The 13,152-nt window shown below is 33.1% G+C and carries 12 protein-coding genes; 7 read left to right on the top strand and 5 right to left on the bottom strand.

Annotated features, from left to right (window positions below):
• Positions 1–61: 61 nt before the first annotated feature.
• Positions 62–1,603, bottom strand: coding sequence for an MDR family MFS transporter (locus tag BGI23_RS19200; RefSeq protein WP_000842024.1), 1,542 nt, complete (start codon positions 1,601–1,603; stop codon positions 62–64).
• 403 nt (positions 1,604–2,006) lie between these two features.
• On the opposite strand from BGI23_RS19200, the gene BGI23_RS19195 reads away from it, so the two are divergent.
• Positions 2,007–2,507 (top strand): hypothetical protein, encoded by a 501-nt coding sequence (locus tag BGI23_RS19195; RefSeq protein ID WP_070806771.1) that lies wholly within the window; start codon positions 2,007–2,009, stop codon positions 2,505–2,507.
• 31 nt (positions 2,508–2,538) lie between these two features.
• On the opposite strand, the gene BGI23_RS19190 is transcribed toward BGI23_RS19195, so the two are convergent.
• Positions 2,539–2,772: an SPP1 phage holin family protein gene (locus tag BGI23_RS19190; protein WP_000939450.1), complete on the bottom strand. Its 234-nt coding sequence runs from the start codon at positions 2,770–2,772 to the stop codon at positions 2,539–2,541.
• Positions 2,773–2,936: 164 nt separating this feature from the next.
• Between BGI23_RS19190 and BGI23_RS19185 the strand changes: the two genes are divergently transcribed.
• Entirely contained in the window at positions 2,937–3,578 is a 642-nt protein-coding gene (locus tag BGI23_RS19185) for a diguanylate cyclase domain-containing protein (RefSeq protein ID WP_070806770.1), read from the top strand.
• 630 nt (positions 3,579–4,208) lie between these two features.
• Positions 4,209–4,871, top strand: a complete 663-nt coding sequence (locus tag BGI23_RS19175; protein WP_000922491.1) for a YkyA family protein — start codon at positions 4,209–4,211, stop codon at positions 4,869–4,871.
• Positions 4,872–4,902: 31 nt separating this feature from the next.
• On the opposite strand, the gene BGI23_RS19170 is transcribed toward BGI23_RS19175, so the two are convergent.
• Entirely contained in the window at positions 4,903–5,361 is a 459-nt protein-coding gene (locus BGI23_RS19170) for a YkyB family protein (protein ID WP_000804868.1), read from the bottom strand.
• 177 nt (positions 5,362–5,538) lie between these two features.
• Between BGI23_RS19170 and ppx the strand changes: the two genes are divergently transcribed.
• Together ppx and BGI23_RS19160 are read left to right on the top strand one after the other, a co-directional pair.
• Positions 5,539–7,077, top strand: coding sequence for an exopolyphosphatase (ppx, locus tag BGI23_RS19165; RefSeq protein WP_070806768.1), 1,539 nt, complete (start codon positions 5,539–5,541; stop codon positions 7,075–7,077).
• Between the two features lie 108 nt (positions 7,078–7,185).
• Positions 7,186–9,294 (top strand): polyphosphate kinase, encoded by a 2,109-nt coding sequence (locus BGI23_RS19160; RefSeq protein WP_070806767.1) that lies wholly within the window; start codon positions 7,186–7,188, stop codon positions 9,292–9,294.
• A 159-nt stretch (positions 9,295–9,453) separates the two neighbouring features.
• Here the strand turns inward: BGI23_RS19160 and BGI23_RS19155 are convergent, their stop codons facing one another.
• On the bottom strand, positions 9,454–9,690 hold the full coding sequence (locus BGI23_RS19155) for a hypothetical protein (protein WP_000283744.1): 237 nt from the start codon (positions 9,688–9,690) through the stop codon (positions 9,454–9,456).
• Positions 9,691–9,787: 97 nt separating this feature from the next.
• Entirely contained in the window at positions 9,788–10,645 is an 858-nt protein-coding gene (locus BGI23_RS19150) for a metallophosphoesterase (protein WP_000724517.1), read from the bottom strand.
• A 242-nt stretch (positions 10,646–10,887) separates the two neighbouring features.
• On the opposite strand from BGI23_RS19150, the gene fadH reads away from it, so the two are divergent.
• On the top strand, positions 10,888–11,652 hold the full coding sequence (gene fadH / locus BGI23_RS19145) for a 2,4-dienoyl-CoA reductase (RefSeq protein WP_000660918.1): 765 nt from the start codon (positions 10,888–10,890) through the stop codon (positions 11,650–11,652).
• A gap of 225 nt (positions 11,653–11,877) precedes the next feature.
• Positions 11,878–13,095 carry an EAL domain-containing protein gene (locus BGI23_RS19140; protein WP_000564304.1) on the top strand — a complete coding sequence of 406 codons (1,218 nt, stop codon included), beginning with the start codon at positions 11,878–11,880 and terminating at the stop codon, positions 13,093–13,095.
• Positions 13,096–13,152 lie beyond the last annotated feature (57 nt).

Below are 13,152 nucleotides of genomic sequence, written 5' to 3'. Positions count from 1 at the left end.
TTTATATATTATAAACGGCATACCCTTTTTCATAAAGGGTATGCCGTTTCTTTTTTCTATACTAACTTACTTGCTTTTGTCTTTGTTTCGTTTTTGGACCTGTAAATAGTCGTTCATTTCCCATAAGTAAAATACAAATAATACTTAGCACAGCCGGGATAAGTGCCCAGAAGAATGTGCTGGCAATAGATGTAGCGAGAGCCTCTTTAATACCAGTTAATATTTCAGGTGGCATCTTCTCGGTAGCACCTTGTGATAATAAGAAACTTGTGTCTCCGCCCTTTGGAGCTAATTTAGCTAGTTCAGGAGGGAACACCGTACTTAATTTATTAGTAAAAATATGATTTTGAATGGTACCGAAAATTGTTACACCAAGAGTCATACCGAGTGAACGGAAGAATGAGTTTGTTGATGTAGCAGAACCACGGTCTCGCATTTCTAACTTGTGAATAGAAGACATACTTAAAACTGAGAACGAGAAACCAACCCCAAGTCCAGTGAGAACCATAAATAGTGTTACAAGTAGACGAGGTGTATCCATCGTTAAAGTGCTTAATAAATAAATACCAATTACAAAGAAAACGCCAGATACGATCATGATGTTACGATAACTTGTTCGTGAAGCTAACTGTCCACCTGTTTGACTTCCAATTACAGAGCCAACCATCATAGGTGTTAAAATTAATCCAGCATTAGAGGCTGAACCGCCGAGAACACCTTGAACGAAGATTGGAATATAAACTGTACAGATAATAAAAGCGGCACCATAGAAAAAGGCAACGCCTTGGCTAGCTGCGAATAAAGGTTTTTTAAAGAGATGGAAAGAAATGATAGGCTCCGTTGCTTTTCGTTCTACGAAGAAGAAAATAATAAGCATAATAACAACTGTTGTAAATAAACCGATAATTACAGTGGAATTCCATGCATATTCTTTACCACCAAGTTCTAAGGCGAACATTAAGCAAACGATACTAATAACAAGTGTAATAGCGCCAGCCCAATCAATTTTTTGTTTTCTAAATTCTAGAGATTCACTGTAGTATTTAGTAATGAAGAAGAAGGAGATAAGCCCTAATGGAATATTAATATAGAAGACCCAGTGCCAACTTATATAGTCTGTAATATAAGCGCCTAATAAAGGACCGAACACACTAGATGTCCCGAAAACGGCACCGAATAGTCCTGTCATTTTTCCGCGTTTTTCTGGTGGGAATATATCGTACATAATTGTGAAGGCAATAGGCATAAGAGCGCCCCCACCAATCCCTTGAATTGCTCTATAAATACTTAACTGTTCGATACTAGATGCTGTTCCGCAAAGTGCAGAACCGAATAAGAAAAGAATGAGGCCACCGATATAAAAACGTTTCCGTCCGTACATATCAGAAAGTTTTCCGAATATAGGCATACCTGCCATTGTTGCTACCATATATGCAGATGTGACCCAAACGAACTTGTCAAATCCTCCTAAGTCTCCAACGATCGTTGCCATTGCTGTTGCAACAATTGTATTATCCATTGCCGCCATTAAAATACCAAGTAGTAAACCAGCAACAACAAATTTTGTCTTGTTGGAGTCTTTTTTTGATAATTGAGATTTCAAATATAACCCTCCTTTAAAAATAAGTAAACTATATTAAGTTTTGAGTGCAGCGCATAAAAATGTAAAGGACAGTTCTTTCAAATCAATTTACACAAGTGCACAAGCCATAAAGAATATTATAGTCAAATTTGACTAAAAGGCAAATATTTTCATTCGTCAAAATATTCTGTTGTATGGACTGCGAAAGAGTGAGTAATACTTAATATTGGTATAAAGTCAATGAAGGAAATTGTAAAAAAATATTTCAGCAAGAATACCTTCAGTTAACAGAGGAAAAATGGTTTTTTCTTTATATTGTCGAATAGGATAAAAGGAAGAGTAATAACTATATATCGTTTGTATTGTGCAGAGAGGCAGAATAAGGTCGTATGAATGATGCATCTGAAATGGGGTGAATATTATTATGAAAATATGGAAACGAATTTCGGATCAAGGAAGGCGTTCAATACCGCTACAACCGGTATTATGGATTGATGGATCAAAAAAGGAAAACGAATGTCCCAATGTAGCAGTTACATTACAAATCCGTAGTATGTATAAAGAAAAATTTTCATATGAACTGACCTATGATGTAAACGACATACTTATTATTCGAATTGAAGTTGAAAATAAAGGAATGGAAATGATTTCACGAGTTGTAGTAAGCCATATGATTCGAGATTATTTTGCATATATCCCTAATTCATTAAAGGTTGATAAGGGGATGAGCGAGTTTCTGTTCCAGCTTGTAAGGTGGAGAATCGATAATTTATTACCAAATGAGAAGGTAGAATTAATTTGTAAAATAAAAGCAAATAAAGATAAAGAACTCAAAAACACACTATTTCAGGCTACATATACATTTCAATATAACGGAGTATCATATGGTCCACTGCAAACAAATGAAGTTGTAGTGCGGCAATGATAAAAAGGAACCTGTATGGAAGGTTCCTTTTTTAGTGAAGGTTATGCTTTTTGAGTACTTTCTTTTGTTCTATTCCTTTTTTCCCTACATAGTTATTTTTGAAGCCAAAGTATAGAATAAATAAAAATGAAGCAACATTAACAATAGCATCGATTTGATCGTTTGTAATAAAGTTTATTCCGAAAGAATTGAATAGTAATTTTAAGGATAATAGAAAGCCCGCTAGTAAACGTATAATATCTGATAGATTTTCTTTTTGTAGCATATAGGTCACTCCTTTCTAAAAACGATATATAGTATATATATGAAATGAAGTAGAAAAGGTAGACAAGTTTAAGCGGAAATGTACACTCAATATGTACATTTTTTATTTTGTAGAAAAACATAATTGTTATAGAAACATATATTGGTATAGAAGGGAGGTGAAGTATGAAACATAAAGGGAAAATTAGTGGATTATTACTTGGGAATACAGTGGCAGTTACAGAATGGATTGCGCTTCAGGATGTAATTACAAAACTGGATTCGCGATCATTTTATACCGTCTTTATTATTTATATATTGCAAATGATACTCAGCTATTATTTTGGACATTGGTATGATAAAAGAGCGAGTGGGCGTATGGATACGGAAGTAGGAGGAATGGCAAGTAATGATTTTGTAGTTGATTTTTTTGAGAAAGTAGCTGCTTTATCAGAACGAGATTCTCATAATATTACAGTGTACATTCTTTCTGTGAAAGAATGGAAAGGACTAAAAGAAACAGTGCAAGAAAAAAAAATGGAGGTGTTAGTACAAAAATTGGAGAGCACGATTGTAAAGACAATTCGTAAAGGCGATGTCGTTACGAAGTGGGATGAAAATAAGTATGTGATTGTGGCGATTGATAACGGACATGAAAAATCGACAATAACAAACCGATTAATGAAAAATATTGAAAGTGAAATAGAAAATGGTTTGTTAAGTATGACTCTATTATTTGGGGCTGCTAGTTATCCTATAGAAGGAAAAACGTTTGAAGAATTGTTAAGAAAGGCACAAAATCAATTGTACCAGCATAGAAATTTGTAAAAAAATAAGTGAAATTTTGATTTAAAGAAATATGATATGAAGAAGTTTTGATTGTAACATTTTTTTGACTTTTATTACAAAAAGAACTTTTTTTGTAATAAAAGTCTTTAAAAATATATGAAATGGGCATATAATTATGATGGATGTGTCAATGCATTTTGCACAATGTGTTTCACTTTAAAAGTGTAGAGGAAAGCATACTCTACACTTTTCCTTTTTAGGGAATAGTTGCAAGATAGCATTTATACTGTGTAAAATGAACGAAGAGATTATTTGATAGAAAGCGGGAAAGGGAATGATAGAATGATAGACGTGTGAGAACAACGAACATCTTTTATCAGGTGAATAATTACTGTTGTTCTTCAAATTATTATGGTTGTGATGAATTCCGTTGTACTTTTATGTAATACATAGTATGAATAGGTTTTAAAAAGTTCCAAGTAAAAGATGGATATGAAACTGCTATTTAGTTCGAAAACGGAAAATGTAATTTTAAGTAATACAATTTGTGCAAGCATTATAAACAATATGAATGATTTTCGTGAAAAAGGTGCGAGTGTGGAGTTTATAGAAGGTTATATAATTTCATAGCTTTTTACACGATGATCGTATATAAGTAGGAGGAAAAAGATGTTGAAATATAGTAAATTAGCAATTGTAACTGCATTATCAATGACTTTACTAGCGGGTTGTTTCGGGCCGAAACCAGAAGAGGAATTATATGTTGCATTTGAAAATGCTGCAAAGCAAGAAAAAACAATGTTTGAAGATGCAAAAAAACTTGAAACTTTAGAGAAAGAGGGACAAGAATTATATAACCAGATTGTTCAAGAAGGAAAAGATAATAATCAAACTGTTAAGGAAAAACTAAACCAAGCAGTGAAAAATACAGATGAACGAGAAAAAGTGCTTAAAAAAGAAAAAGAATCTTTAAATAAGGCACAAGAAGAAGTGAAATCGGCAGATAAATATGTGAAGAAAATTGAAGATAAGAAATTGAAAGATCAAGCGGATAAAGTGAAAAGCACATATGAGAAACGACATGATTCATTTAACAAAATGTATGATAGCTATAATAAATCGTTAAAACAAGAAAAAGAATTATATACAATGTTACAAGATAAAGGTACGAAATTAAAAGATATTAGTGAAAAAGTAAAAGTAGTAAATCAGTCTTATAAAGATATTGAATCAGAAAAAGACAAGTTTAATGAATTTACGAAGTCTTATAATACAGAAAAAATTGCTTTTTATAAACAAGCAAATATTAAAATTAAAGAAGAGAAAAAATAAAACAGTTTGGCCTACAATTGGCCAAACTGTTTTATTTTTTTGTATACGTACGACTATACCATGGGACAGGTTCACTTAATTTTTTTTCTTGTTTTAGCGCTTCAGGACCAATATAATCTTGAAGTGTTTTTTTTGCTACTGTTAAAGATAAGGTTGTTTTCGGATTTCGATAGGAGGATTCAAGATGACCGAGATGTGGTAGGATTCGAAAATCTTCTTTTGTAGGAGGAATATGGAAAAAGTAATCACCTAAACGTATAAGAACATCAGATTGTTGTTGGCTAAAACGTGGATTTCTAGAGAAATGTAATCCTTCTTTAATAGCTTTTTTTTCAGTAATTAAGCGTTCTAAAGCTGTCTTTTTTAACCAGTATAAATACTTCGGATTAGTTGCAGCTTTAGCATGACGATTCACAACGAAAATAGATTGAGCTAGTCGATTAATAGAATGTTGGTTTTGTAATTGAGATTGTGGTTGTGAAGGTTTCATATTAAATCTCCTTTCAATTTTTCATTATTATACCATAAGTAAAAGCGATTTTTATTATATGCAAAAAGTGATTGTATATATTTTCAATATTAAAGCAATATTGTTACAAAAAACAACTATTTTGTATAATAGTAATAGAATGTGTTTTAGAAATTTGATAATGAAAGAGTGAGAAGTTTGAAAGAAATATTAAAACAGCAATATGCCATTATAGATATTGGATCTAATACAATGCGTTTAGTTATTTATGAAAAGCAAAACGGAGGTTTTTATAAAGAGATTGAAAATACGAAAGTGGTTGCAAGGTTAAGGAATTACTTAGTCGATGGTGTGTTGATTGAAGAAGGAATAGAGGTATTGTTACAAACATTATTTCAATTTCAAGAAAGTACACGATTCCATCAGTTGCGCCATGTACTTTGTGTTGCAACAGCAACAATTAGGCAGGCTGAGAATCAAGAGGAAATTAAAAAACTTGTTGAAGGACAAACAGACTTTACTCTTAGAGTATTATCAGAATATGAAGAAGCGCGTTACGGCTATTTAGCGGTTATGAATTCAACTTCGTTCTCGGAAGGGATTACAGTAGATATTGGTGGAGGAAGTACGGAAGTTACATACTTTCGAAATAGAGAGATTTTAGAGTATCATAGCTTTCCTTTTGGGGCACTTTCTTTAAAGCAACAATTTATTAAAGGGGACATACCTACTGAAGAAGAGTTGGAAAAGCTTCAAACGTACTTAGAATATCAATTTCGAACATTACCATGGTTAATTGATAAGAAATTACCCCTTATTGCAATTGGTGGTAGTGCGAGGAACTTAGTGAAAATTCATCAAAATTTAATTTGTTATCCTATAGCAGGAGTACATTTATACAAGATGAAAGAAGAAGATATTAAAAATGTGAAAGAAGAATTGGAAGGCTTGTCGTTCATAGAACTTCAAAAATTGGAAGGATTGGCAAAAGATCGAGCGGATACAATTGTTCCCGCAGTCGAAGTATTTCATACGCTTGTTAATGTTATAGAGGCACCAGCATTTGTATTAAGTAGAAAAGGATTAAGAGAAGGTGTTTTCTATGAAGAGTTGACAAAAGATTTGGGGATTTCATATTATCCGAACGTGGTCGAAGAAAGTTTGTATTTATTATCACATGAATATGAAATGGACATGGAATTTGTAATACAGCTTATTAAACATGGAAGATTAATTTGTCAACAGCTTGAAGAAACAGGGCTGATTTCTATGTCAGTAAAAGACTGGGAAGTGTTCCATCAAGCAGCAAAAGTATTTAATATAGGCAAATATATAGACGAAGAAGCGAGCCGTTTACATACGTTTTATTTATTAGCAAATAAAACAATTGATGGTATGATGCATAAAGAGCGAGTTAGATTAGCGCTTATTGCGTCTTATAAATCAAAAATGTTATTCAAACAACATCTGTCTCCGTTTGAAGGATGGTTTGATAAAAACGAACAAAAAAAAATTCGCCTATTAGGGGCTGTTTTACAATTTTCAGCAGCTCTAAATATAAGACAAAGATCGCTTGTTGAATCAATATCTATAACAGAAAGTAAAGAAGGATTAACATTTGAAATTGTATGTGAACAATCGGCGTTAGCGGAAAAAGTGCAAGCTGAAAAGCAGAAGAAACAGCTAGAAAGAGTATTGAAAACAAATATTACCTTATTATTTAAATTAAAGCATTGAGTTGTACGGATGTCTTTACAAAAAATTTACACTTTATAATATTGTAATTTGCTAAAATGAAAGTAACTAAATTATAGTAAAAAAGTTTCAAGGGGAAGTGTGAAGAGGATGGAATTATCGAAGGGGAATATAGTAAATTTAAATGATACAGCTTATTACAACAATCGAGAGTTAAGTTGGTTAGCATTTAATGAACGTGTACTACAAGAAGCACAAGATGAAATGAATCCACTCTTAGAAAGATTAAAGTTTATTAGCATTTTTAGCTCAAATTTAGATGAATTCTTTATGGTACGCGTGGCAGGATTGAAGGATCAGGTGAGTGCTGGTTTTAACCAACCAGAAAATAAGGCCGGCTTAACACCAAAAAAGCAATTAAATAAAATTGCGATAAAGGCCCATGAATTAATGACTGTACAATATGATACGTTTAAAAATTATGTGTTGCCAGCGCTGGAGTTAGAGGGGATTGAGCGTTTAACATTTCATGATTTGACGAAAGAACAGAGAGAATTTATAGAAGAGTATTTTGATGAACAAATTTTCCCAGTCTTAACACCTGTAGCTATCGATGCATATCGTCCATTTCCGATGTTATTAAATAAAAGTTTAAATTTAGCTACTCTTTTATATGATGAGAAACAAGTGGAAGAAGAAAACCGCACGAAGTTAGGAATTGTACAAGTTCCTTCACTACTGGAACGTTTCATATTTTTACCGAGTGAAGGACAAAAGCATAAATTTATTTTATTAGAAGACGTAATTAGTAGTTTTACTCATAAATTATTTACAGGATATAAAGTATCATCTGTTACTCGTTTCCGTATTACACGCAATGCGGATTTAACAATTCACGAAGAAGGTGCGAGAGATTTATTAAAGGTAATTGAAAAAGAATTAAAAAAGCGTAAGTGGGGAGCTGCTGTACGTTTAGAAGTTGGCAAAGAGCATATTGATGAAAGAGTATTAGCATTATTATATGAGGTGTTGGAAGTAAAGGATGAAGATGTGTATATAATGGATGGACCGTTAGATTTAACATGTCTATTTTCTTTATATAAAAAACTAGCGCCTTTATATGAACATTTAGTATATCCGGCTCTTATTCCACAACGACCTCAAGATTTAGGGGATGCGGAAGATGTATTTGAAAAAGCAATTGAGCATGATATTTTATTACATCATCCGTTTGAATCGTTTCAGCCAGTAGTTGATTTTGTTCGTGATGCAGCAGACGACCCGAATGTACTTGCGATCAAACAAACATTATATCGAGTAAGTGGTGATTCTCCAATTATTCAGGCGCTAAAGGTAGCGGCTGAAAAAGGGAAACAAGTGACGGTATTAGTTGAGTTAAAGGCAAGGTTTGATGAAGAAAATAATGTGCATTGGGCTAAAGAATTAGAACAGGCGGGTTGTCATGTTATTTACGGTGTAAGTCATTTGAAAACACATAGTAAAATTACGCTAGTTGTAAGAAGAAAAAACGGAAAAATTGAAAGGTTCGTACATCTTGGAACCGGAAATTACAATGATGCAACCGCAAAGTTATATACTGATTTTGGTTATATTACATCACGAAAAGACTTTGGGGTCGATGCAACAAATTTCTTTAATTATTTGAGTGGTTATACAACAAAGCCGCATTTTCATCATTTATCGGTTGCACCATTTGATATAAGAGAGCAATTTATCGATTTAATAGATGAAGAAATTCGTTATCATAGGCAATATGGAAATGGATATATCATTGCTAAAATGAATTCATTAACTGATAAACCACTTATTAAAAAAATGTATGAAGCATCACAAGCTGGAGTAAAGGTAGAGCTCATCGTTCGAGGAACATGCTGCCTACGACCTGGTATTCCAAATGTAAGTGAAAATATTCGGGTAGTTAGTGTTGTCGGGAGATATTTAGAACATAGCCGTATTTATTATTTCCATCATAATGGAGAAGAGAAAATATATTTATCTTCAGCTGACTGGATGACAAGAAATATGGAGAAACGTGTAGAAATATCTTTCCCGATATTAGATATTGAAATGAAGGCACGAATTAAGGCGATTTTACAGCTTACTTTAGCTGATAATGTGAAAACACGTGAACAAAATAAAGACGGTGACTATTATTATGTTATTAATAATGGGGCAGAAGAGATTGATAGCCAAGTGAAGTTATTTAAGATGGCGTATCAAAACACAGATGCCGAATAATGAGAACAAAGTAAAAAACCTCTTTTTTAAGAGGTTTTTTACTTTGTTCTCTACTTATTATAAAGGATGCGTAGAGAGAATACTTTTTATTATAAGCATGTTAATGGATTATGAATCGGTTAAGAAAGGAAATAACATTAGTAGAATTGTTGCGGTACATTAATAATAGAATGGTTGTTGACAAGGTCCGCCATAACAAGGATAAGGTGTCGGCGGTGGGAAAGGTGGTGGATATGGTGGGTAATACGGTCTAGGACCGAAAGCTAATGCTCCGCCAAGCAGTCCACCAGCAATACCAGCTAGAAATGGGACGCCAAAAAACGGAAAGAAGCGTGAGTCGCCTACTGGACCAATAGGTGCTGAACGGACTGGGATTGGTTGATAATATGGATACATGAACAAACCTCCTTTATTGGACTCACTTTTATCATATGGTAAATGAAACATGGATGAGCGCGTACAAGAAAGGATATGTAAGAAAATAGGCGAATGATTACGAATGTTGGAGTGTAAAAATTGTTATCTCAGGTTTTGCCATAAATCGGAATGGGACACGTGTTCTGCCAAGGCCGCGATTGACATAGAGAGCTAAATCTTGGATCGTATAGAAACCTTCTACATAGTTTTTAGCAAGTGTTGGGGTAATAATAGCGCCTAAAAAAGGGATTTGTACTTGTCCGCCATGGCTATGACCAGAAAGTTGTAAGTTAACTGGATATGTAGCAATTTGCGGTGCAATATCTGGTTCGTGAACAAGAACAATGTTATAAATGTTTTTCCGAGCACGCTGTAGTGTCTCCTTTATTTTGGGTTTGCCTAATAGTATATCATCAAGACCGAAAATTGAAATTTCACTATTATCCAGTAGACGGATTCTCTTTTCGCTGTTTAGTAACAGTTCAAATCCAGATTCACGCATGATGTGTTCGTAGTATTCCGTTCCATATCCGCCGTGATCATGGTTACCATAAATAGAAAATTTACCGAAGGGTGCTTGTATATTTTTTAAAATAGATGCAACGAAAGGAGTGTCAGTATACGTTTGATAATTATCAATGAGATCACCAGTAAAAAGAACAATGTCGGGTTTTACAGCATTAATTTTAGAGACGATTTGAGATAAATGTTGGAGAGAGAAATAGTATCCGAGATGTAAATCGCTAAATTGAAGAATCTTCATACCGTGAAAGCTTTTTGGGATGAGTTGTGATTTCAGTGTATGTTCTGTAAAAGAGAGCAGATGAGGCTCAATATATTTAGCATAATAGTATCCGATACTAGTCGTTATAAATGAATATAGGCAAGTACGCATTCCAGTTTTTAAAAAATCTCTTCTTGTAATTTTCTTCATAAAAATATGAGTATACCTATTTGGCTTATATTACATGTGTTCGTTACATTTACAGGTTACTCAAATCTCCTTTCGTTTTTTTTAATATATTTTAAATCATGTAAAAGTAGTATAGATAACGAAAAAGTGAATAAAAAGAAATCTCTTTACGTTAAAATATCAGAAAAGTTTAAAAATATAAAGATTTCTATTAAATAAAATGATAAAATGAATGTGTATTCATTTTTTGGAGGGGATATAATATGAAAGAAAAAGTAGTTATTGTAACAGGTGGATCGAGCGGAATGGGAAAAGGAATGGCGACTCGTTTTGCAAAAGAAGGGGCACGAGTTGTTATTACAGGACGTACAAAGGAAAAACTAGAGGAAACAAAATTGGAAATTGAACAATTTCCAGGACAAATATTACCGGTACAAATGGATGTAAGAAATACGGATGATATTCAGAAAATGATTGAACAGATTGATGAGAAGTTTGGACGAATTGATATTTTAATAAATAATGCAGCTGGAAACTTTATTTGTCCAGCAGAAGATTTATCCGTGAACGGCTGGAATTCGGTTATTAATATTGTGTTAAACGGTACATTTTACTGTAGCCAGGCTGTCGGAAAATATTGGATTGAAAAAGGTATAAAAGGAAATATCATTAACATGGTAGCAACATATGCGTGGGATGCAGGTCCGGGAGTTATTCATTCGGCTGCAGCGAAGGCTGGAGTATTAGCAATGACGAAGACACTCGCTGTTGAGTGGGGACGTAAATATGGAATCCGAGTTAACGCTATTGCGCCAGGACCAATTGAACGTACGGGCGGTGCTGATAAATTATGGATTTCAGAAGAAATGGCTAAGCGTACGATACAAAGTGTTCCGCTTGGAAGACTGGGTACGCCAGAAGAAATTGCAGGTCTAGCTTATTATTTATGTTCAGATGAAGCTGCGTACATAAATGGAACTTGTATGACAATGGATGGAGGACAACATTTACATCAATACCCATTTTAAAAGGGATAAGAAAAATGTGACAGAATTGTGACATATGAAAGAAAAGTGTTTACAAGAGGTCATATATACGTTATATTTAAGACCTCTTTTTTCTTCATAGTAGAATTGCTAATTCCCCTTAGCATTTTACCCCTCTAATCCCTTCAGGAAAACTGAAGGGATTTTTTATTATTTTTCCGTAAATATCATGTTATAATTTTTGAAAAGTAAAGGGAGGGAAGCACGTTGATAGATGCATTAGATGTAATGAGTAACTTGGATAAAGTCCTTCCTTATTATCAAGCAATTTTTAGTGCTGATGAACATACTGTAATTGGATATGAAGTAGTAGGGCGTATTCAAACAGAAGAGGGCATACAAAGCTTAGCTTCTTTCTTTCATGATGACTCTATTCCAAGTGAGTTTCAACTAGAAGCGGATAACATTATAGTAGAAAAGGCTTTAAATCGTTATTTAGAAAGTGATCAAAAACTATTATTATTTATACATCGGAATGCTAACGTATTAATGAACGATGATGATGAAAGTTTACTTCAACTTTTATTGATGTATGAAAAACAAGGTTTAAATTTGAAAAACATTGTTTTAGAGATTACAGAACATGAATGTAAAGAAGATATAGAGCAATTTAATCATTTGCTTATGTATTATCGTACATATGGTATTCAAATTTCGATTAATAAAGTCGGAACAGGTACAAGTAATTTAGAACGTATTAGCGTGTTAGCACCTGATATTTTAAAAGTAGATTTAACAAATTTAAGACAAACTGCACTTTTACAATCTTATCAAGATATTTTATATTCTTTATCATTACTTGCTAGAAGAATTGGTGCGACATTGTTATATGAAGAAATAGATGCTTTTTATCAATTACAATATGCATGGAAAAACGGTGGTAGGTACTATCAAGGGAATTATTTGAAAGAATGCTTACCTGATTTTATTGAAACGAACGTTTTGAAAGAACGACTTGGTAATGAGTGTCATCAATTTATTCAACATGAGAAGAAAAAACTACAAAAGATTTATAATTTAACAGAAATGTTACGTGATCGAATTGGCGATGTTTTAGCGAAACAGAAAAAGAATGAAGATATAAATGATTGGTTATTACAATTTAGCCAAAGTGTATCACAATGTAGTTTTCGTATATTTATTTGTAACGAAGATGGTTTTCAACAATCAGGAAACGTTATGAAAAAAGATGGGGAATGGATTGTGATGCCTGAGTATTATATGAAGAACTGGAGTTGGCGCCCGTATTTTCTAGAGAATATTATGAAAATGCGTTTTGAGAATAAGGCAAGACTTTCAGATTTATATGCTGATATTGAAACCGGTGAGATGGTACGAACATTTTCTTTCCCGATTGATGATGAGAACTTTTTATTTATAGATTTATCGTATGAATATTTATATGAAGAAGATGTTTTATTTTAATGCACGAAGAGATTCGTGCATTTTTTGTTTGTTTTTATCATAAATTGGTAATAGTGA

This window comes from Bacillus sp. ABP14 (assembly GCF_001831375.1).
Lineage (GTDB): Bacteria > Bacillota > Bacilli > Bacillales > Bacillaceae_G > Bacillus_A > Bacillus_A paranthracis.
The sequence above is the reverse complement of the archived record's forward strand: the minus strand, read 5'-3'. Positions and strand labels throughout refer to the sequence as shown.